At 50.5% G+C, this 21,857-nt stretch carries 22 protein-coding genes; 13 read left to right on the top strand and 9 right to left on the bottom strand.

Annotated elements, in window-relative coordinates; all coding sequences use genetic code 11:
* Window positions 1-9: 9 nt before the first annotated feature.
* From acs to FIT99_RS04465, 4 genes are all read left to right on the top strand, one after another.
* Window positions 10-1,986, top strand: coding sequence for an acetate--CoA ligase (gene acs, locus FIT99_RS04480; RefSeq protein ID WP_140003193.1), 1,977 nt, complete (start codon window positions 10-12; stop codon window positions 1,984-1,986).
* Window positions 1,987-2,120: 134 nt separating this feature from the next.
* Window positions 2,121-3,695, top strand: a complete 1,575-nt coding sequence (locus FIT99_RS04475) for a peptide chain release factor 3 (RefSeq protein ID WP_140003192.1) — start codon at window positions 2,121-2,123, stop codon at window positions 3,693-3,695.
* Window positions 3,696-3,741: 46 nt separating this feature from the next.
* Entirely contained in the window at window positions 3,742-4,218 is a 477-nt protein-coding gene (locus FIT99_RS04470) for an ASCH domain-containing protein (protein WP_223261283.1), read from the top strand.
* Between the two features lie 50 nt (window positions 4,219-4,268).
* Complete coding sequence (locus tag FIT99_RS04465; protein WP_140003191.1) at window positions 4,269-4,661, top strand: YchJ family protein; 393 nt, start codon at window positions 4,269-4,271, stop codon at window positions 4,659-4,661.
* 45 nt (window positions 4,662-4,706) lie between these two features.
* Here the strand turns inward: FIT99_RS04465 and prfB are convergent.
* A protein-coding gene (prfB, locus tag FIT99_RS04460; RefSeq protein ID WP_140003190.1) for a peptide chain release factor 2 occupies window positions 4,707-5,811 on the bottom strand; the annotation gives its coding sequence in 2 pieces (ribosomal slippage) (window positions 4,707-5,729 and window positions 5,731-5,811; 1,104 coding nt in all).
* 168 nt (window positions 5,812-5,979) lie between these two features.
* On the opposite strand from prfB, the gene FIT99_RS04455 reads away from it, so the two are divergent.
* From FIT99_RS04455 to pstB, 6 genes are all read left to right on the top strand, one after another.
* Window positions 5,980-6,636: a DUF47 domain-containing protein gene (locus FIT99_RS04455; protein ID WP_140003189.1), complete on the top strand. Its 657-nt coding sequence runs from the start codon at window positions 5,980-5,982 to the stop codon at window positions 6,634-6,636.
* Between the two features lie 9 nt (window positions 6,637-6,645).
* Window positions 6,646-7,647, top strand: a complete 1,002-nt coding sequence (locus tag FIT99_RS04450; protein ID WP_140003188.1) for an inorganic phosphate transporter — start codon at window positions 6,646-6,648, stop codon at window positions 7,645-7,647.
* A gap of 112 nt (window positions 7,648-7,759) precedes the next feature.
* Window positions 7,760-8,755 (top strand): PstS family phosphate ABC transporter substrate-binding protein, encoded by a 996-nt coding sequence (locus tag FIT99_RS04445; RefSeq protein ID WP_140003187.1) that lies wholly within the window; start codon window positions 7,760-7,762, stop codon window positions 8,753-8,755.
* 137 nt (window positions 8,756-8,892) lie between these two features.
* Window positions 8,893-9,819, top strand: coding sequence for a phosphate ABC transporter permease subunit PstC (pstC, locus tag FIT99_RS04440; protein WP_140004641.1), 927 nt, complete (start codon window positions 8,893-8,895; stop codon window positions 9,817-9,819).
* Window positions 9,820-9,897: 78 nt separating this feature from the next.
* Window positions 9,898-10,836: a phosphate ABC transporter permease PstA gene (pstA, locus tag FIT99_RS04435; protein ID WP_140003186.1), complete on the top strand. Its 939-nt coding sequence runs from the start codon at window positions 9,898-9,900 to the stop codon at window positions 10,834-10,836.
* A 25-nt stretch (window positions 10,837-10,861) separates the two neighbouring features.
* Complete coding sequence (gene pstB, locus FIT99_RS04430) at window positions 10,862-11,641, top strand: phosphate ABC transporter ATP-binding protein PstB (RefSeq protein WP_140003185.1); 780 nt, start codon at window positions 10,862-10,864, stop codon at window positions 11,639-11,641.
* A gap of 66 nt (window positions 11,642-11,707) precedes the next feature.
* On the opposite strand, the gene FIT99_RS04425 is transcribed toward pstB, so the two are convergent.
* Window positions 11,708-12,073, bottom strand: coding sequence for a putative quinol monooxygenase (locus FIT99_RS04425; RefSeq protein ID WP_140003184.1), 366 nt, complete (start codon window positions 12,071-12,073; stop codon window positions 11,708-11,710).
* 120 nt (window positions 12,074-12,193) lie between these two features.
* Window positions 12,194-13,384: a glycosyltransferase gene (locus tag FIT99_RS04420; RefSeq protein WP_189524782.1), complete on the bottom strand. Its 1,191-nt coding sequence runs from the start codon at window positions 13,382-13,384 to the stop codon at window positions 12,194-12,196.
* A gap of 131 nt (window positions 13,385-13,515) precedes the next feature.
* Between FIT99_RS04420 and FIT99_RS04415 the strand changes: the two genes are divergently transcribed.
* Entirely contained in the window at window positions 13,516-14,373 is an 858-nt protein-coding gene (locus tag FIT99_RS04415) for a zinc dependent phospholipase C family protein (RefSeq protein WP_140003183.1), read from the top strand.
* Between the two features lie 83 nt (window positions 14,374-14,456).
* Window positions 14,457-15,611 carry a metallophosphoesterase gene (locus tag FIT99_RS04410; RefSeq protein ID WP_140003182.1) on the top strand — a complete coding sequence of 385 codons (1,155 nt, stop codon included), beginning with the start codon at window positions 14,457-14,459 and terminating at the stop codon, window positions 15,609-15,611.
* A gap of 4 nt (window positions 15,612-15,615) precedes the next feature.
* Here the strand turns inward: FIT99_RS04410 and FIT99_RS04405 are convergent, their stop codons facing one another.
* The 6 genes from FIT99_RS04405 to FIT99_RS04380 are packed head-to-tail and all read right to left on the bottom strand — an operon-like array spanning window position 15,616 to window position 20,900.
* Entirely contained in the window at window positions 15,616-16,578 is a 963-nt protein-coding gene (locus tag FIT99_RS04405) for a vWA domain-containing protein (RefSeq protein ID WP_140003181.1), read from the bottom strand.
* Window positions 16,578-17,114: a tetratricopeptide repeat protein gene (locus FIT99_RS04400; RefSeq protein ID WP_140003180.1), complete on the bottom strand. Its 537-nt coding sequence runs from the start codon at window positions 17,112-17,114 to the stop codon at window positions 16,578-16,580. The genes FIT99_RS04405 and FIT99_RS04400 overlap by 1 nt, the downstream gene beginning before the upstream one ends.
* Entirely contained in the window at window positions 17,114-18,079 is a 966-nt protein-coding gene (locus tag FIT99_RS04395; RefSeq protein ID WP_140003179.1) for a vWA domain-containing protein, read from the bottom strand. The genes FIT99_RS04400 and FIT99_RS04395 overlap by 1 nt, the downstream gene beginning before the upstream one ends.
* On the bottom strand, window positions 18,079-18,987 hold the full coding sequence (locus FIT99_RS04390; protein ID WP_140003178.1) for a hypothetical protein: 909 nt from the start codon (window positions 18,985-18,987) through the stop codon (window positions 18,079-18,081). The genes FIT99_RS04395 and FIT99_RS04390 overlap by 1 nt, the downstream gene beginning before the upstream one ends.
* Before the next feature lie 9 nt (window positions 18,988-18,996).
* On the bottom strand, window positions 18,997-19,857 hold the full coding sequence (locus FIT99_RS04385; RefSeq protein WP_140003177.1) for a DUF58 domain-containing protein: 861 nt from the start codon (window positions 19,855-19,857) through the stop codon (window positions 18,997-18,999).
* A complete protein-coding gene (locus FIT99_RS04380) occupies window positions 19,854-20,900 on the bottom strand; it encodes an AAA family ATPase (protein WP_140003176.1) in 1,047 nt (348 codons plus the stop codon). Before FIT99_RS04380 ends, FIT99_RS04385 begins: the two co-directional genes overlap by 4 nt.
* A 264-nt stretch (window positions 20,901-21,164) precedes the next feature.
* On the opposite strand from FIT99_RS04380, the gene FIT99_RS04375 reads away from it, so the two are divergent.
* Window positions 21,165-21,854, top strand: a complete 690-nt coding sequence (locus FIT99_RS04375; RefSeq protein WP_223261282.1) for a hypothetical protein — start codon at window positions 21,165-21,167, stop codon at window positions 21,852-21,854.
* Window positions 21,855-21,857: the final 3 nt, after the last annotated feature.

The following is a 21,857-nucleotide window of genomic DNA, read 5'->3' as shown; positions in this document are numbered from 1 at the left end:
GGGGTTGCTATGTCTATCGAATCTGTACTTCATGAACACCGCGTGTTTGCGCCGGACAAGGCTTTTGCCAGTCAGGCCGCCGTGGCGAGCATGCAGGAATATCAACGATTGTGCCAAGCTGCGGCAGAGGATTATGAAGGATTCTGGGCCAATCTGGCGCGCGAGCTGTTGATTTGGCACAAACCGTTCACCAAAACACTGAATCAAGACAACGCGCCTTTTTTCAAATGGTTTGAAGATGGTGAATTAAATGTGTCGGCGAACTGCTTAGACAAACACCTAGCAACGATTCCGAACAAAACCGCCATCATTTTTGAGGCAGATAACGGCGATATTAAAAATGTCACCTACAAAGATCTGTATCACCAAGTCTGTCAATTTGCCAATGGGCTGAAGTCGCTGCAACTGGTCAAAGGTGACCGTGTCATCATCTACCTGCCTATGGGCATTGAGGCCATCGTCGCCATGCAAGCATGCGCCCGCCTCGGCTTGATTCACTCTGTCGTCTTTGGTGGATTCTCTGCTAAAAGTCTCAACGAACGTATTATCGACGCTGGGGCGGTGGCAGTCATCACGTCAGACGGCCAATATCGTGGCGGCAAAACCTTACCGCTCAAGCAAGCGGTCGATGAAGGCATTGCCATGGGCGGCTGTGATAGCGTGCGCCACATGGTGGTGTTTAAAAAAACAGGCCAAGCAGTCGCTTGGGATGATCAATGTATCTGGTGGCATGACCTGATCGCTGGCAAAGACGATACTTGCGAGCCAGTGATGGTGGATGCCGAACATCCTTTATTTTTACTCTACACTTCAGGCTCTACTGGCAAACCCAAAGGCGTGCAGCATAGCTCGGCAGGGTATCTGCTGCATGCCATGAACACCATGCGCTGGACCTTTGATATCAAACCTGAGGACATTTACTGGTGCACTGCAGATGTGGGCTGGATCACCGGACACAGCTATGTGACCTATGGGCCGCTGGCCATGGGGGCCACACAAGTGGTGTTTGAAGGCATCCCGACGTTTCCAAATGCCGGTCGATTCTGGGAGATGATTCAACGCCATCAAGTCAGTGTGTTTTACACTGCGCCGACGGCGATACGCTCGTTGATTAAAGCGGGTGAAACCGACTTTACCACCCATCCTAATCACTTTGACCTAGGCAGCCTGCGCTTGCTGGGTACCGTCGGCGAACCGATCAACCCGGAAGCTTGGATGTGGTATTACGAACAAGTCGGCGGCAACCGCTGTCCGATTGTGGATACGTTCTGGCAGACCGAAACTGGCGGGCACGTGATTACGCCGCTGCCTGGTGCCACACCATTGGTCCCCGGCTCTTGCACGCTACCCTTCCCCGGCATTGATATTGACGTGGTGGATGAGGCCGGCAACGACCTTGCATGGGGCAATGGCGGCCTGCTGGTGATTAAAAAACCCTGGCCATCGATGATACGCACCATTTACAACGACCCTGAGCGCTACAAAAGCAGTTACTTTCCGGCAGAGTTGGGAGGCCAGCTTTACTTGGCGGGCGATGGCGCAATCCGGGATACTGAAACCGGCAACTTTACGATCATGGGGCGGATTGATGATGTACTCAACGTCTCAGGGCATCGTTTAGGCACCATGGAGATCGAATCCGCGTTGGTCGCCAACCATTTAGTGGCCGAATCAGCGGTCGTCGGCAAACCACATCCGATCAAAGGCGAATCAGTGGTGGCTTATGTGGTGCTCAAAGGCAAACGCCCTGAAGGTGAAGAAGCCAAAAAAATCGTGGCTGAATTGCGTGACTGGGTAGGCAAAGAAATTGGCCCGATCGCCAAGCCGGATGAAATCCGTTTTGGTGACAATCTGCCCAAAACCCGCTCCGGCAAAATCATGCGGCGCTTGTTACGCAGCTTAGCCAAAGGTGAAGAAATCACCTCGGATATTTCAACCTTAGATAACCCAGCCATCCTCGATCAATTGAAACAACCCGTCAATTAAGCTGAGGTGAATGTTGGAAGGTTTGATCATTTTGGTTGTGTTTGCCGCAGTAGCATGGTTTCTGATGCGAAAATAATTCGGCCAAGTCATTGATTAGGTTAAAATAGCGCTTTTTTCCAAAGCGCTATTTTTTCATGTCAAGTTTGCAGCAAGAAGTCGAACGCCGTCGTACCTTCGCTATCATTTCTCACCCTGACGCGGGTAAAACCACCTTGACTGAAAAATTGTTGTGGTTTGGTGGCGCAATCCAAGTGGCTGGTGAGGTACGTGGTCGTAAAGCGGCGCGTCATGCCACCTCTGACTGGATGGAGCTGGAAAAGCAACGCGGCATTTCAGTGACCTCTTCTGTGATGCAGTTTCCATACCGTGAGCACATGGTCAACCTGCTTGATACCCCGGGTCACGACGACTTTTCAGAAGACACCTATCGCACGCTGACTGCGGTCGACTCTGCCGTGATGGTGATTGACTCGGTCAATGGTGTGGAGGCGCAAACAATTAAATTATTGAATGTTTGTCGCATGCGCGATACGCCAATTATCACGTTCATCAACAAACTTGACCGTGAAAGCCGTGCGCCGATTGAATTGCTCGACGAAATTGAAACCACGCTGGGCATGGAATGCGCGCCTATGACCTGGCCAATCGGCATGGGCAAGACCTTCCGCGGGGTGTATAACCTGGTCGCCGACAGCATTCTGTTTTTTGATCCGCGTGCCGAAAAAGGCACTTCAGAAACCATTCAAGGCATTGATAATCCACGTCTGGATGAATTGATTGGCTATCAAGCCCAAGAGCTCCGCGTAGACATTGAGTTGGTGCGCGGTGCTTCTAACGAATTTAACAAAGAACGTTATTTAAGCGGTAAACAAACGCCGGTATTTTTTGGCTCGGCGGTCAATAACTTTGGTGTGCAATCCTTGCTGGACGCCGTCGTCGACTTGTCACCCCCGCCACAAGCACGCAACACAGCCACACGTGCAGTGGCTGCCAATGAAGACAAGTTTGCCGGCTTTGTATTCAAAATCCAAGCGAATATGGATCCCAAACACCGCGACCGCATCGCCTTCCTACGCGTGTGCTCCGGCCGATTTGAACGCGGCATGAAAATCAAGCAAGTTGCCTCAGGCAAAATGCTCAATGTGAACAATGCCATTACTTTTATGGCGCAAGACCGCACCATCATGGATGAAGCTTATTCCGGTGACATTATCGGCATCCCAAACCATGGCACCATCAAACTAGGTGACACTTTTACTGAAAACGAAGCCCTTAAATTCATTGGTATCCCATCGTTTGCACCAGAGTTTTTCCGGCGTGCGCGGATTAAAAACCCGATGAAAATGAAACAGTTACAAATCGGCCTCAAACAGTTGTCCGAAGAAGGTGCGGCGCAATTGTTTCGCCCCCTATTATCCAATGACCTCATTTTGGGTGCGGTAGGGATGCTGCAATTTGACGTGGTTGCGCATCGTCTAGAGCATGAGTACGGCGTAGACATGGTGTTTGAACCGTTTGATTGCTACACCGCACGCTGGCTCAAAGGCTCCGATGCTGATTTGAAAGCGATTGCCGATAAATATGGCTTTAATGTCGGTCTCGATAGCGCAGATGATTATGTCTACCTGGCCCCCAATCGCGTAAACCTGCAAATGGCGCAAGAGCGCTACCCAGAGATCCAGTTTATGGAAACACGGGAAATCGCTTAAGCTGACCATAGGCAATCGACCATCAAACGAATCTGGCGATCCAAGCATGTCGCGCGCAAAAGCTATGGGATTGCCGTCTGGGGTGCTCAAGGCGCTCTCGTTCAAGCAGCCGTTCGCATGGCTGATTGCCAATGGCTATTTGCTGGTAGATGACCGAACATGGGCTACGCAATATCGCGGGCCCTTGCTCATACATGCCAGTAAAGGTTTGTATGAATCCTATTATCAATACCTAAAGTTGCACTCCGATGTCCCCATCCCGGACCAAGATAAATTGGACTATGGCGGCGTGGTGGGCATTGCAAGATTAGTGTGGTGTGGCAAGCCAGAGGCGTTACCAGCCAACATCCGTCATGAGCAACGCATGCAATTTGCCGGCGTGCACCCCGGCTACTATGGTTTTTTGTTTGCAGATGCCGCCCCCTTAACACTGATTCCCTGCCCGGGTAAGCTCGGCATATTTGAGATTGATGTCGATCAGCAATTGGCTGCGCCGCCGGCAGCGCAGGCGACGTTGTTTTAATCCGGTTGCACCTTGTAGACTTTACACACCCACACCTTCATCGAGTCATCATGAAAAATCCTTGCCCATGTCATAGTGGAAAACCTTATCAGGACTGCTGTCAGCCATTGCATGATGGACTGGCCGCCCCGGATGCCGAGCGCTTAATGCGCGCCCGCTACAGTGCCTATGCACTCAAGTTAGCAGACTTTATTTTGCACACTTGGCACCTCGACACCCGCCCCACTCGCCTGACGCAAGAAGACTTGAGCGGTATTAAATGGTTAAAGCTACAGTTATTGTCACATCAACACGCTGAACCAGATACCGCTTATGTCGCATTTGTGGCCACCTTTCAGCCTGGCAAACAAAAAAAAGAACAACTGACTGAACACAGTCGTTTCAAGCGAGAACAAGGGCGATGGTGGTATGTGGATGGTGTAGCGGATGTATCAGGTCAATAAAAAAGGCAGCGATACGCTGCCTTTTTCACTCGCTTAAGCCTCACATCACAGCCCTTGCTTCAAACTTTCCATGATGAATGGATCGAGATCACCATCTAACACCCCTTGGGTGTTACCAATTTCGACATTGGTGCGCAAATCTTTGATCCGCCCCTGATCAAGCACATAACTACGGATCTGATGTCCCCAGCCAATATCGGTTTTGGCATCCTCCAGCGCTTGCTTTTCCTCGTTACGTTTGCTCAACTCAAGGTTATATAAAGCCCCTTTGAGCATATTCATGGCCTCTTCTTTATTGCGGTGCTGCGAGCGGTCATTCTGGCATTGCACCACCACACCGGTCGGTAAGTGGGTAATGCGCACCGCAGAATCCGTTTTGTTAATGTGCTGACCACCGGCGCCGCTGGCACGATAGGTATCAATCCGCAAATCCGCCGGGTTGATCTCAATTTCGATCGAGTCATCCACCTCGGGGAAAATCTGCACGCTGGCGAAGCTGGTATGCCGTTTGGAGTTAGCATCAAAAGGCGATTTACGCACCAAACGATGCACCCCACTTTCGGTGCGCAATGTGCCGAAAGCATAATCGCCACTCACTTTAATCGAGGCGCCTTTAATGCCGGCAATATCGCCTTCGGACTCTTCGAGCACTTCAACTTTAAATCCCTTACGCTCGACATAGCGTAAATACATGCGCAGGAGCATGCCAGCCCAATCTTGCGCTTCGGTACCGCCACTGCCAGATTGAAACTCGATAAAACAGTTGTTGGCATCCATCGGTTGCGAGAACATGCGCTTGAATTCCATGGCTGCAATGGTCGCTTCTATTTTTTGCGTATCGGTCTCCACACTCAACAAGGTGTCGTCATCGCTCTCTTCACGCGCCATCTCAAACAATTCACGGCTGTCAGACAGGGATTGATGCACCTCATCCAGCGTCATGACCACGGTTTCTAGCATGCGCTTTTCTTTACCCAGATTTTGCGCTTTTTCTGCTTGGTCCCAAACCTTGGGATCTTCAAGCAGACCATTCACCTCCGCTAATCGTTGCTGTTTGTTCTCGTAGTCAAAGATACCCCCGAAGGGCTTGATGACGTTGGCTCAGATCGCTTAGCGCGTTGGCAATAGCATTTAGGTGTTCGGCTTCCATGGCTCAATTTAAACGATGTAAAAACCAACATTATACCGCAGCTCACTCCCTGATTCAGCGCGAATAGCAGCCCGCATTGACTCAAGAATGTGAGATTTTTGTCACAATCACTGTCACAAAATAGTAAAATAATCGTCACAAAACTTTAACAGTAGCAGGGAGTTCCTCATGGCGAATGCCACTTTTGGTCGCATCATGGCCGCAATCAGCCCCAGAAACGATAACTATTTTGTGCTATTTAACCGTTTGGCCGATTGCGCAGTGCGTGGCTCCAAAGTGCTAGCCTTGATGGCAGCCGTGGTTGATCAGGCAGACTTTCATAAACACTTTGCCGCCATTCGTGACATTGAATCTGAGGCGGATGAGTACACCAAAGAAATCTTGCTCTCATTGCACAAAACCTTTATTACCCCGTTTGATCGCCGCGAGATTCGAGAGTTAGCGATGGCGCTCGACGACATCATCGACTACATGGAAGCCATTCCGCAAAGCGTCGAAATCTATGGCCATAGCAAATTTACTCCTGAAATGGTCGCACTGGGTCAAATCCTGTTGCGCGCGGCAGAAAAAGTGCAGGACGCGGTACACATGCTGTCAGACATGAAAAACGCCGAGCGAATTTTGCGCACCTGTGAGGAGATCAGCAAAATCGAAGGGGAAGCTGATCACATCATGCGCTCGGGCATGCACAGACTGTTTTCAGAAGACCATGATGCACGCACGCTGATCCGCTCCAAGCAGTTGTATGATCTGTTTGAAGAGGCGGTAGATAGCTGTGAAGATGTGGCGGACGTCATTCATGGCGTTGTGCTAGAGCGAATTTAGGAAACCATCATGGATCATGTCATTTTGGTGATGGCGGTACTGGTCATCGTCGCCCTGATTTTTGACTTCATGAACGGTTTTCATGATGCCGCCAACTCGATTGCGCTCATGGTTTCGACACGTTTACTCACGCCACAGGCGGCGGTCATCTGGGCCGCTTTTTTCAACTTTGTCGCGTTTATGTTTTTTGGCTTGCATGTCGCTGACACGGTAGGCAAAGGTATTATTGACCCAAACATCGTCAACAACACCGTGGTTTTTGGTGCTTTGTTTGGCGCCATCGCTTGGAACGTGATCACGTGGTGGTTTGGCATCCCCTCCTCTTCCTCGCATGCGCTTATTGGCGGTTTGATTGGGGCGGGCATGGCGCACTCCGGCACCAAAGGCGTGATTCTGGGCAGCAAGCTGATCAGCACAGGGATTGCTATTATTTTGTCACCTCTGTTTGGCATGTTACTCGCCCTGTTACTCTCGATTAGCATCATGTGGCTGTTCCAAAAATCCTCGCCCTACAAAATCGAAAGCCGCTTTAATAAACTGCAATTCATTTCATCCTCATTATTCAGCTTGGGCCACGGTGCCAATGACGCACAAAAGACCATGGGGATCATCACTGTGTTGCTGTTTGCCAACGGCTATTTGCAGGGCGATTTCCATGTGCCCTTCTGGGTGGTAATTGCTTGCCAACTGGCGATGGGCCTCGGCACCCTGTTTGGCGGCTGGCGGATTGTACGCACCATGGGCATGGGGATCACTAAAATTCGACCTACCGGCGGGTTTGCCGCGCAAACCTCCGGCTCGATTGCTTTGTTTCTAGCCACCAGCTTAGGCATCCCGGTCTCGACTACGCACACCATTACCGGCGCCATTGTCGGTGTTGGGTTGTCGCGTCGCATGACGGCCGTGCGCTGGGGACTGGCTTCACGGATTGTATGGGCTTGGGTGCTGACCATCCCTTGTGCAGCGCTCATGGCTGCCATTGCCTATCACATTGGTGAAAGCTTGCTGTAAGTAAAATCAGGCGCAGACTGCGCCTTTTTTGTTTTTTGTCACATTTCTGTCATATTAAGTTTTTATGATTTCGTCCATCACAACTGATTATAACAATCACAGGAGTCTCTAGATGAAAACCCGTTTGTTCCGCAGCACGTTAATGGCCGCCCTGATTGCGCAAGCATTCAGCTTTTCACACACAGCAGCCGCTGCGGACAAAATCATCAAGATTGATGGCTCTAGCACCGTTTACCCAATCACTGAGGCTGTGGCTGAAGAGTTTCAACGTTCCAAAGGGGTAAAAGTCACCGTTGGTGAATCGGGTACTGGCGGCGGCTTCAAAAAGTTTTGCCGTGGCGAAACCGATATTTCAGACGCTTCGCGCCCGATTTCACAAAAAGAAATGGATGCCTGCAAAGAAGGTGGCGTGCAATTCATAGAATTGCCGATCGCTTACGATGCGTTAACCGTGGTCGTCAACAGCAAAAACGACTGGGTAAAACAAATCACCGTTGCAGAATTGAAAAAAATCTGGGAACCAGGTTCTAAGGTAAAAAATTGGAAAGAGGTCAATGCCACTTACCCAGACAAAGCAATCAATTTATATGGCCCTGGCACTGCCTCAGGTACCTTTGACTACTTTACCGAAGCTATCAATGGCAAAGCAAAATCCAGCAGAACTGATTACACACCCTCTGAGGATGATAATGTACTTGTTCAAGGTGCCGCCGGTAACGTGGGTGGAATGGCATACTTCGGGTTAGCTTATTACCTTGAAAATACAGACAAATTAAGAGCGGTGCCAGTAGTCAGCAAAGAAGGTGGTAAAGGTGTCTTGCCATCTGAAGCTACTGTGATGGACGGAACGTATCAACCGTTGTCTCGTCCGATCTTCATATACGTGAACGCAACTTCAGCCGCATTCAAACCAGAAGTTAAAGCTTTCGTAAATTATTACCTTGAAAACGCACCAGAACTGGTGAAAGAAGTGAAATATGTACCGCTTCCAAAAGCCGACTATGCAGCGGTAAAAGAACATTTCAAGGCGATGAAACCGGGCACAGGCTTCAATGGTACCTCAGAGGTAGGCGTGAAGATTACCGACTTGTTATCCCGCATCAAGTAATGTTAAAAAAAGGGGCAGAAATGCCCCTTTTTTAGTGATGCCTCGGCCTGAACGACGGATTATCCGCTAAAATTCCCCACTGGCAGATCAATACACTTGATCATCATTAAAAGTTCAATATTATGGCGACTCAAGCAATGCAGCTACCCACGCAAATGACCATTAGCCCCAGACTGGCGAAAAACATTCGTCGCAATGTCAAAGAACGGATCATTGAATTAATTCTGATGATGGCAGCACTGGTGGCCGTCGCGACCACATTTGCCATCGTCGGTGTATTGCTTTTTGAGTCATTGAGTTTCTTCAAAACCGTATCGGTGATCGATTTTTTCACTGACACCCAATGGACACCGCTGTTTGAAGATGCGCACTACGGCATCATGCCATTGGTTTCAGGCACCTTAACCACCTCTGCCATTGCGCTGGCAGTGGCTGTGCCGATTGGTACTATTTCAGCCATTTTTCTCTCAGAATTTGCCACCCACAAAACCCGTGAAATCGTCAAGCCTATCTTAGAACTGTTGGTGGGTGTGCCCACGGTGGTCTTTGGTTACTTTGCACTGTTTTTTGTCACCCCAATGCTCCAGCTTGTCTACCCGGAATTACCTAGCTTTAACATGCTAGGTGCAGGTATTGTGATGGGCGTAATGATTATTCCTTACATTGCCTCTTTATCTGAAGATGCCATGCGCGCAGTGCCGATGAGCATGCGCGAGGGCTCTTACGCCATGGGTGCAACTCGCTTTCAAACCGCCATTAAAGTAGTTGCTCCAGCGGCCATCTCCGGTATTGTGGCCGCCTACATCCTAGCCATTTCACGTGCAGTGGGTGAAACCATGGTCGTTGCCATTGCGGCAGGGCAGCAACCGAACTTGACCTTTAACCCTGCCGATGGTGCCGCCACCATCACGGCCTATATTGTGCAAGTGGCGATGGGTGATTTGCCGCACGGCAGCATTGGTTATCAAAGCATTTTTGCGGCTGGCCTAGTGTTGATGGCGATGACCTTGTCGTTCAATATCTTCGGCCACTGGATACGCAAAAAATACCGCGAAACCTACTAACCGTTTGTCTTTTGACTGACACATAACCACCATACAATGCACTAGCCAGTTCACTGGCCTAAGCGGAAATAACACACCATGGAACATAAAGCCTCTGTCCTCGAAAATCTGGCCGACGTCCGCGCCATGATCAAGCGCCACAAGCGCAATGACACCCTATTTGCAGCCATAGGTCTGATTTGCCTGATGCTGGGTTTAATAACGCTGATGCTGTTATTCTGGCAATTAATTGCTGATGGTCATCCAAAATTCACTCTCGACTTTTTGACCGAATTTCCGTCCCGTCGTGCTGCGCGTGCGGGTCTGTTGTCGGCGTGGGTAGGTTCTGTATTAGTGATGAGTGTCACCTTTCTGACCGCGGTGCCAGTGGGCGTCGCAGCTGGCCTTTACCTTGAAGAATATGCGCCAAAAAACTGGTTTACTGACCTGATTGAAATCAATGTGTCGAACCTGGCGGGGGTGCCTTCCATCATTTACGGTTTGCTGGCCCTAGGCTTGTTCGTCTATATGCTGGATTTTGGCCAGAGCATCTTAACCGCCGGCCTAACCTTAGGTCTGCTAATTCTACCGATTGTGATCGTCTCTACCCGCGAGGCGATCCGTGCGATCCCGGTGTCGATCCGCGAAGCCGCTTACGGCGTAGGTGCCACTAAATGGCAAGTGGTGTACGACCATGTGTTCAAGTATTCTTATGGCGGTATTTTGACTGGCATTATTATCGGCATGGCCCGCGCACTGGGTGAAACAGCGCCTATTATCACCATTGGCGCCCTCACCTTTATCGCATTTTTGCCGCCAAGCCCAATCACCACTGAACCACCTTTTTTCAATTTTGAATGGCTATCATCTGGCTTTACTGTGATGCCTATTCAGATGTTTAACTGGTTGTCTCGCCCTGACCATGCGTTTCATGTCAATGCAGCTGCCACTGGTGCACTGATTATCGTTGTCACGTTGTTGATGAATGGGACAGCGATCTGGTTACGTTACAAAATCCGTAAAAATATTAAATGGTAATGCCACACAAGATTTAGGAAACTCCATGGCCACTGTTACAACTGCAATAAAAGCCGAAGCACGCGATTTAAACTTTTTTTATAGCAACGGCGCCCGCGCACTAAAAGGCATCACAATGCCTTTGTATGAAAATAAAATCACGGCATTGATCGGCCCATCCGGTTGCGGAAAATCTACCTTTCTGCGCTGTTTTAACCGCATGCACGATTTATACCCAGGCAATAAATATCAGGGTGAAATTGTCATGCATCCGGACAACACTAATGTGCTGGATAGCGGTGTGGACCCGATTGAAGTGCGTATGCGCATCAGCATGGTGTTTCAAAAACCAAATCCGTTCCCGAAATCGATTTATGAGAACGTGGCTTATGGTCTGCGGGTGCGTGGCGAAAATAACAAACGCATCATGGATGATAAGGTTGAAGAAGCGCTCAAAGGGGCTGCGCTGTGGAACGAAGTCAAAGACCGGTTGCATGACTTAGCTTTTAACTTATCTGGCGGCCAGCAACAACGTTTGTGCATTGCCCGCGCATTGGCGACCGACCCAGAAATTATGTTATTTGACGAACCCACCTCTGCCCTCGATCCAATTGCGACCGCAAACATTGAAGAATTGATGGTGGAGCTTCGCAGCAAGCTGACGATTCTGGTCGTGACGCACAACATGCAACAAGCGGCACGCGTATCTGATTACACCGCCTACATGTATCTGGGTGAGCTGATCGAATACGATGACACAGATAAAATCTTTACCAATCCGGGACGTAAAGAAACCGAGGACTACATTACCGGTAAATTTGGTTAATGTATTCTGTCTAACAAAAAACGCCACAAATTGTGGCGTTTTTTGTTGGCGAAAGGCAAGTGGTGCTTATGCGCGACGAATCCCTGCCTCTAACGCAAAGAACTGCGGATTTAACCCGGCCAGTGGCGCCTTGAGCTTCTCAAGTTCATCCGCTGGGGCATGTACCTCTAGCCGCACCAATGTCGCCAGCTTGAGTGCCTCACCAAGGGGCTCAGCCACATTGTCTAAGTGCGCGAGTACGGCTTCTGCATTGATATACCCTTCGCGGCAATGCGCCGTATTACCACTATACGAAAACGCGTAGTGCAAACATCCCGCTTCTTGACGGGTTTTTTCTAAAAAAAGCGGACCCAGTGCTTTAAAAGCAGATAGATTCGCAACGGGCACCTCAAAATAAGGGACCAGCGTACAGCAGGTGTCTGGGTTAAACATGATGTATTTCTCCTGATTAAAAACGCTTGCGTCACACAAGTTTGACGCTATGTTGGCGCGCTGGGGCGCGCAGGTCAAGCCCGTTCGCAACGAAATCAGGATTTTAATGCGTGAATATTTTTACGCGATGGCGGAAGCCGCGACTGGCATTTGCGTCATGATCAAGCGCTCATAGCAGGCCACCAATTTGTTGGCTTGCGCGTCACTGGACCAAACTTGCGCAACATAGCGTTTGCCCTGCATGCCGATACGCTCACGCAACTGGTGATCTATCAGCAGCGTTTGCACTTGTTCTGCAAAGTGTAACTCATCATCTTGTGCAATCAGTGCACCCTGCTCTTGACGCAAAATAGAGGCCGTCCCCAGCTCGGCAATCGCAACCACCGGCGTCGATTGCGCCATGGCCTCGAGTAGAACCAATCCTTGCGTTTCACTCTTAGAAGCAAACACAAAAATATCGGCAGCCTGATAGGCGGCGTTCAAACCCACGGCACGATCGAGATAACCGAGGAACATCACGTGTGACTGTAAGCCTTTATCACGTGCCATTTTCTTCAGCATTGCCTCAGCGGGGCCTTCGCCGGTGATGACCAGCAACACCTCAGGATGGTCCTGAATCACCAGCGACAGCATTTCTAACAAAAATTGTATGTTTTTCTCATAGGCGACCCGTCCGACAAACATCAACAATGGCCGTTGCGCGGGAATGCCGTAGGTCTGTCTAAATGCAGCACCATCCCCTGGGACAAAACGCGAAGCATCCAACCCAGTGGGAATCACCGTAATCGGCGTAGTCACGCCATATTGTTGCAATACCGCACGCATTTGTGCCGAAGGAGAAACCACGGTGTCCACTTGCTCGCATTGCTTGCGCGAGACAGCACGCGCAATCTTCACCGCCCATTTGCGGGGCACCCAAGGCAAATAATGATGCATGTAGTCTTCAAAAAAGGTGTGGTAGGTTTCCACGACCGGCACTTGCAAGCGTTTACCAATTTTGAGTCCCGCATAGTGTGCAACAAACGGGGTATGAATATGCACCAAGTCGTAGTCGCCGGGATGCAGACTATCAATGTAGGTCTGCAAGGCAGACCATTTCATCAAGTAGTCTTCCGGATCAAATACAATCTTGCGCGCATCAATGCGGGTGATCCAAGACGCGTCGGATATGCCAGGCTGCGATGGATATTGGGGGGCGATCAAATGCACCACGTGTCCCTGATCGCGCAAACTCTCAGCGAACGTGCGAATACTGGTCGACACCCCATTCACGCGTGGGAAATAGACATCTGAAATCATCAATATTTTCATGCAGGATTCCGAACGAAACAATTTGCAATAGCTTAACCAGCCATCATGATGCTTTTATGACGAAAATAGCTTTCATATCAACGTCATACAGATTTCATGCGACTGTCATTTAGCAAGCGCAAAGTGCGCCCATGTCAAGACCATCTATGTTTGCTCTAATGCTGTTATTGTTGGCGTTACCGAGTCACGCCCATGCCTGGGGTTTGTATTCCCATGTGGCCTACACGCACCAATGGTTGCAAGCGTTGCCTCTATTGCCCTTACCTTGGCTGGGGGTCATGCGCCGCTATCCCACGCTGGTACTGGCGGGCGCCTGTCTGCCAGACTTAGCGGTGGTGTCTCGCACGTTCAATCATAGCCATGGCTGGGGCATCGGGCAGCAATTACTGCACACCCACAACGAGCGGCAGCTGGCCCTAGGCATTGGCTACAATGTCCATTTATTGACTGACGTTGTTGCGCATCAGCATTTTGTGCCGACTTTTGAGGCCAAATGGCAGCACCATAGCCTATTGACCCACGCCGCTGCTGAGTGGGCTATGGATGCGTACTTGCACACCCCCACGCTACCCGCCCCCAGCAAACTTTTGCGCATCCACCGTAAAACCATCGTAGACACCCTATCGCAGGCGTTGTCGTGTGACAGGCACACCGTCAACAAAGCGGTGTCTCGTTTGGCCAATGCCGACCAAGCGCTACGTCTGTCACATATCCCGCAGTATCTATTGCATCGTTACCGCAAACTAGATAACGAGTTTGAGCACAAGCTCGCCTATTATCGAGACCAAGTCACCCTGGCATTACACGACTTACCCACATTACTCAATGGTCAGTTTCCGTCTTTGCATGCTGAGCACATTAACCTCGGCATGGAGCAGCTCGATGACTGGCGCCAAAAATGTTTGCAAGATGCGCGACTACGCCCGACCCGCGCCATTCGCGCGTTTGAGCATTACCATCATCAATGGTCGAACCAACCTGATTGCTAGCAAATTCGTCACTGATCTTGAATCTCTGTGACATCGTCGCCATCTAACAAATTGTTTAGACGTCTGTCCGAAAAGATACCCGCATGCCGTTAATCCGATTCCTGATGCTCACGACCACGCTGGTTGGGTTATTACATTATTACATTGGCGTGCGTTTGCTTAGTCATTTGCCGTGGCCGACGTCGGTCATAGTACTTGGCTGGGCGTTTATCATCATTTCCGCCCTTTTGCAGCCGACTGCCCTGTTAGCCAGGCGTTTAACTCAGCCGCGCTTGCGTGATGCGGTAACTTGGGTGGCGATGACGGTGATGGGGCTCTTTTCATCGTTACTTGTATTGACGCTGTTACGGGATGTCGTATTACTGGTCATGGGCGGTTTACAAAGATTGCAATGGCTCCAGATCGACTTGCCCCTATTTGAGAAGCAATCCGCGTTACTGACGGTGTGTGGCGCTGGGGTGATGAGTGTCATCGGGTTTTTTAATGCCCGCAAGCTGGCTAGGGTCGTCAATGTCACGGTGCCGCTGAGTCGTCTGCCAGTCAGCTTGCAAGGGTTTCGCATTGTGCAAATCAGTGATATTCATGTGGGCCCGACCATCAAGCAGGGCTATCTTGCCCGCATCGTTGATCAGGTCAATGCCTTAGAGGCGGATCTGATTGCGATTACTGGCGATTTAGTGGATGGGCGCGTGCATGAACTGTCATCGCATACACAACCACTGTCTGCATTAACTTCCCGTCATGGCAGTTTTTTTGTCACCGGCAACCATGAATATTATGCGGGTGCGCTGGCATGGATTCATGAAATAGAACGTTTAGGAATCAAAGTATTACTCAATGAGCACGTAGCGCTATCGCATGAGGGGGCAACGCTTGTGTTGGCTGGGGTGACAGATTTCACTGCAGGGCAGTTTTATGATGACCATCACAGCGACCCACAGGCGGCAATTACTGGCGCCCCTGCACATGCGCCCAAAATTTTATTAGCCCATCAGCCCCGCAGTGCCGAAGCAGCCGAAGCGGCCGGCTTTGATCTACAGCTTTCTGGCCATACCCATGGCGGTCAATTTTGGCCTTGGAAATACTTTGTGCCGTTACAACAACCCTATGTCGCGGGCCTGCATCGCTTGCAGGACTTATGGGTATACGTCAGCCGCGGAACCGGATATTGGGGGCCACCCACCCGATTTGGTGCACCGTCTGAAATCACCTGCTTAACGTTGGTGGCTGCTGAATAGGCCCTTAAACCGACGCTTGCAGTGATTGACGCCGAAAGCGCACATCTGGCCAATAGGTAGCCAATACCAAGCACAGCGCCAGCAACAGGTAGATCGTCCGCAGTGGATAATCGGTGACAAAACTTGCGGTGGGGGGCTGATTGGCTAAGGTCTGATAAAAAGCCGCCTGATCAGCGCCTTTCAAATAGTGGCCTTTAAACTCCTCAGCGAGGGATTTTAAGTAATCCTCCTCCAACTGCGATAGCATGCGGTCATACTCCGCATAAGCCACCGGCGGATCTGGCTCGTCCTGGCTCGGGTCAGCATACGTTACGCCCACCGCTCCTGCATTATTATTGTCGCTCACCGGCCAATCACCAACCCGTTTATTCGACGCGTTGTAGCGCGGAATCGCCACTTTTTCAGCGCCACCGACCCCAATAAAAGTGAAAAATGGGCCCATTTGTACGCCACTTAAATCTTGCTTAATGGTCACATTCACCCGCGGCGCCTCATCGCCATCGGTAAAAAACAGCATTTGCGCGGGCTGATCAAGCGCGTCATAGACATGGTTCGCCGCGTGCACAGCAAAACTCAGGCGGCTATTGCCTTTCCAGGCCATGCGCCACTCTAGGTGGTCGATACCATCACTAATCACATCTAAGTTTTTGCATACCTCGAGGGGCGTTTGCAACATCGCGATATTGTCAGACGCAAAAATCCCCAAACTAAAGTAGGTCCCACAGGGCGAGCGATGCACCAATTGCTTCATCAAATGCTGGCTATAAGCCAAACGGCTGACCGTCTGCTGGCCGAGCACGGCATCCTCGGCATTCATGCTTTGCGAGACATCCGCAATCAGTAGATAGTGCTGAACTTGCTGGCGCAGCTGAATCTCAGGTTTGTACAATGCCAGCAGCAACAAGCACAACGCCAACGCATACAACACCGGCTCGCTATGTTGTTTTAACCATGTCATCCACCGCATTATGGCAATCCAATCGGCAAGTTACTCAGTTCCATGTGCGACTGGTCCTTGCTCGCGCCCTGCATACCGCGCGCCATCACAGAGTGCAACAATGCCAGGTTAAATTTAGCGGCCTGATCGTGCGGGTCTTGGCGCAGAGATTGCTCATAAGCAATCTTGGCCTGCGTAAATGCATAGCGCGCTTCATCCTGAAACGTGCCATCTTCATTGATGGTGCGCACGAGGCCTGACAAAAACAAATTGTTACCAATATTAAAATGGATATGGGGCACATCTATCGCGTCGGGTGCGCGTTCTAACGCTTGACCATAAGTTTGCACAGCATGTTTATAATCGCCATGCAAACCTTGGTCATACGCCGCACTGAATCGTTGCAAAGCTGGCGAGCCCCCTTGCTTAATCACCACCCCCGCTCGAATTTGCTGATTCAGCGCTTGGCGCTGGTGCCATTGCCAGCCAAAATACGCCATCCCCAAGGCACCCAACAGGGTGACGCCCGCCCATAATCGATTGGCATTTTTTCGATACATCGTCATCAGTACACCTTCATGTGTTTAATCAATAGCAAGGCCAGCCCCAGTAACAAAGCGCCCACCATGAGGTCTTTTGCATAGTCATGGCCCGGAATCATGATGTCGTACTGAATGACGTTTTTTTCCTTGGCATCAATTTCACGTAAAGCCGATTCTAGTGCTGTCGCATTGTCTGCCTCAAACGCTTTATATTTCACTTGCAGGGATTGGAAAAAACGGTCAAGCGCGATCGCTTCTGGCAAATGGTCATCATCGTAGGTCTGTTGACTGAAAATACTGATGTCGTCTGGTTCACGTAGCACAATCCAGTATAAGTTGAGTTTTTTACCCACCAGTTGTTTGCGAATCTGATACTTCACGCGTGGGCTCAACTTACCTGCCCCATCCGAAAGCAATACAATCGCGCGAGAGCCCGTGCTGGCGATGTTCTCAAACAGGGTAACGGCATTGGTGATGCCGGCACCAATATTGGTTTGATTGAGGGCTGGCCCAGTGGCTGCTTGAATGGCCGCGTGGATGCCCTCACGGTTGGTGGTGATTTTCATGCCATACAAGGCAGAATTGGTAAACCCAACCACGCCCATCATGTCGTCAGGGCGTGAATCAATAAATGCCGTAATCAGACGCCTCGCCGCTGCAGATTTAATTTCTGCCGCATGTCCTCCAGTCGCCTGTCCAGCAAACGGATGGTCCATACTCACACTGCGGTCAATCACGAAGACACTTTGTGCGCCCTTACCAATTTTCTGCTCTTGATGACTGTCCCCCTGCGGTCCGGCCAACGCCAGCACCAGCAGAAGCAATAACAGGCTGGTCGCAGCTTTCACCGCGGTATGCATGCGGTCTGAAAACGTATCCGAAGGCACCATCTCTAACCAAGAGTAAGCTTGTGCATGACGGCTTTGCAGCCAAAATGGAATTAGGACTAGCGGCAATAACAGCAAAAACCAAGGCTGTAACCAATGCATCACAGCCTCCGCTCACAAGCGCGCAGTTGCCGGGTGAGGGTTTTACACTGCTGCAAATAGTCGTGAATGGCAGGCAACGGCCCGCCATATAACACGGCATTTGCCTGCACAAAAAACTGCTGTATGTCGGCCGTCAGCGCTTTGAAAGCGGGCTGTTGCTGCACAAACGTCGACACTTGCTGACCCAGCATCTGCTGGCCAAAATGCTGATTAAACGCATGTTGTATCAACAAAGTGGCTTGCTTTTGGCCTTCAGGCGTCTCTGGTAACCGCTTGAGCCGACGATAGGCCTGCGCAAAGTGGCCGTTCATCCTTGGTAGCCAAGCCCAATCTGCATTGCGGTAGAGTAATAATATGCCGCCTAACAGGGCGAAAAACCCACTCAAGGCAAATCCCAACTGACTCGTTTGCACGGCGAGTAAGCTCGGGCGATATTGTGCAATCACGCTAGATTTAACGGCTTGCAAGCGGTCGGGCAACTGTGACATCAGCCAAAAACGCCAAGCAGGCAGTGCAATTTGTGCGCCACTACTAAACAATATCTGCTCTGCCGGCAACTGCAATTGCAGCGGACGACCTGGACTCGCAAATACCTGATAATCAAACACCAAATGGTAGATTTTTTGATCTTGTTGCACTTCGCTGTGCACGCTGAGTTGTCGCAATTCAATCCCCTGACGTTGCAAGCCTTTCAATGGCAGACGACTCTCATCCAGTGCATCGCTGGCATGCACAGACACCTTGATTGACCGTTGCAAGACATCCCCCAGCTGAACCCCCGCATACAACGCAGGATTATGGATATTGATCACGCGTACTGTCGGCGCTTGCGTCGATGCCGGCGTCTGCGCCCACACCGGCATTGCCACCATAAAAACTGCTAACCAGCCGATAAAATTCAGTTTCATCACCGTACTCTAATGAATAAGTTGTTCAAAATAATCTGATAGCAAGGACGCTTGAAATGGCCCCGTGACATACAGCGGGCGAATTTCAAAGGTCGCAAACAGTTGGTCTAGTGCTTGTTTTCGCTGTGCAAATTGCTCGGCAAACTGCGCGCGTATAGCTTGACGAAAAAAAATGGTTTTTTGCTGACCCGTTTCAGGGTCTTGCATGTTGCCAAAGCCAAATCGCGGTAAACGCTGATATTCGTGCGGATCCCACAATACAATGGGAATCACTTGATGGTTAGACATGCCATTGAGGCCACGCTCAATCAGCGAGCGCGGCATATGAAAATCAGAGATCCAAAACACCAAGCCTTTTTGCTGACCTAACCAGCCGGTGGCCTCGATAATGCCTTCACTCGCTTGGTGATGATTATGAAAAGCAGCCAATTGTGCAATGGTGGCAAAAGACTGATGCGCATGATGGCTAGGGGCTTGTGTTAAGGCAGGAATCACCCGCTGGTCGTAACAGACCATCCCAAATAAATCGCTGTTTTCATGCGCAGAACAGGCGATGGAGGCCGCCACGCTTTGTACAGTCTCGCGTTTACTCACCTGCCCCACAAACTGCATTGAGCTGGACAAGTCACATACCGCATACAATGGGCTTGAGGCCTCTTGTTTAAATACCCGCACCTGCACCTGCTCATAAGGGTCACGCAAGGTTTGACGCAAATCCACGCGCCGCGCATCCGGATAATCCACCAATGACATATGCTTGCTGAACTCATCCCCTGGCCCGCGTTGCAATCCGAGATGCTCCCCGGTGTGAACGCTGGCTGAGCGCCATGGCACTTGGTAAAAAAATGACTGCACGTTGGTTGGAATCATGCTGCTTTGGCCCGTGCCGGCACGCTCACGCTGGCCAGAATCTGGTTGGTCAATTCGCGAGAAAGTTGTGTGCGACGACTCTCAAACATGGGATTCAACACCAGACGATGCGCGATAATTTCATGAAAAACAGCGTGTATGTCTTCTGGATATAAATGGTCACGCTGCATCAACCAAGCGTGTACCCGGGCCGCTTTCAGCAACATGCCCATGCCACGCGGGCTGGCGCCGCTGTGAATGAGGCGATTGACATCGACGCTATCGAGATGAATGCCAAAGGCGGCAGGCGATTGCGTGGCCTGCCATAAATCCAGCGCGTAATCCTCTAACACATCACTCGCCTGAATATGACGCTGCAACAGATCGGAAAATGCATTCAACTGGTCATAAGCGAGCACCCCGCCTTGCACTTGTTGGGTGAGGCGCTCGGCATGTTGAAACTTGACATCAAACATCAACGCTTTACGTAACGCCCTATCCTCAGGAATCTCAATGGGAATTTCCATCATAAAGCGGTCACGCGCCGCCGAGGGGATTTCAAAGGTTTCGTTTTTTTCGACCTGATTGCGATCCGCAAACACCAACATATGCGGTAAGCGATATTCCTGTTTGAAAGCACTGACATGGCGCTCGGCCATCACGCGCAACATCAGCGCATGTACTTGCGGCCGGGCCCGGTTAATCTCGTTAAAGAAAAATACTGACAGCTGCTCACCCGCACGCAGCAAAGGCCCCTCCTCAACTTTGGGTCGTCCATCCTCGCCGAGAAACGTATGGTAAATGAGATCATTTGGCATTAAATCCACCGTGCCTTCAATCCGCTCATAAGCGCCACCCAACCCTCGCGCAATCGATTGCAGCAAGGTGGTTTTACCTACCCCGACGCCGCCCTCTAACAACACATGACCGCGTGCGAAGATGGCGATATTGATCGCGCGGATGGCCTTATCTTGGCCAACCACGACTTTTTTCACTTCGTTTTCAAGCGTCAGCGCATGGTCGCGCCATTCTGCGAGTTGTGTGGCAATCGAAACTGATGTCATGATGATCCCTTGTTTACAAATTCAGCCAGCGCTATGATGGTTAAATCGCTTTTGGCGTGGAGGATGTTAACGACCAGTTGCATTTTGCGTGTGACCACGTTAATATGCAGACAGGTCTGTTCACTTCTTTCTAGTCTACTGCAGCCATTGAAAAAAAAGCAAGCGGATTTTTAAGGGGTTATGTTGAATTTATTCTCGATAGGCAATCAGAGCAGACAGCGATATGGGCGCAGGTGCAAGGCATATGCAACGCAGGGCTTGTGGATGCTGGGTTTAAAGCAATGGGCGAAACACGCCCCTTTTTACCAACTACAAGATGCATTGGTGGCATGGAACAAACAACGTTTGACGCAGCGTGGCGCAAATACAGCATTGAATGGGCAGGATATCGCAGCCATTCGCCAGCTGTTTGAGCAAGCGCAGCAACAATCGCCAGTGAAGCTTACGCCGACACTATTAGATCAATGGTTTTTCTTGGCAATCGGCGCCATACAGATACAGTCGCAAGCAGGCACTCACCGGGCTTGGCATTTATTTGACCAGTCAGTCCACGAGCAATTGTCGCGGCCCATGTTACCGCATGCATTGTCGCTGGGATTGCTCGCAAGCTTGTGTGTCGTGTGGATGGCCTTTACTCCGGTTAAACACCGGCAAGTAGCGTCCATGACCTCACCACTCGAGACCATTGAGCCCTCGACAAGCGGCACAGTAGATCCGGTTACGCTGAGTTTATTGAATTTAGCCTACCAAAAAATGCAAAATGGGAGTTGCCAACTGCCACAAGCGGCCATGCTGCCAGAAACACAACGTCAGGCCTTTATCTTATTTGTGACCGCAGGCAAAGTAGAGGTCGACCAAGTGGAGCCTTTGCGACAAGCCTTGGGGTATGTCAGTTGCCTGTATCCGCAAGAACTGATGCGACCACAAGGCCGTGATCGCAACCTAAAACAATAAATA

It is taken from the genome of Methylophilus medardicus (assembly GCF_006363955.1).
Lineage (GTDB): Bacteria > Pseudomonadota > Gammaproteobacteria > Burkholderiales > Methylophilaceae > Methylophilus > Methylophilus medardensis.
This window is presented reverse-complemented; position numbering and strand designations above follow the sequence as displayed.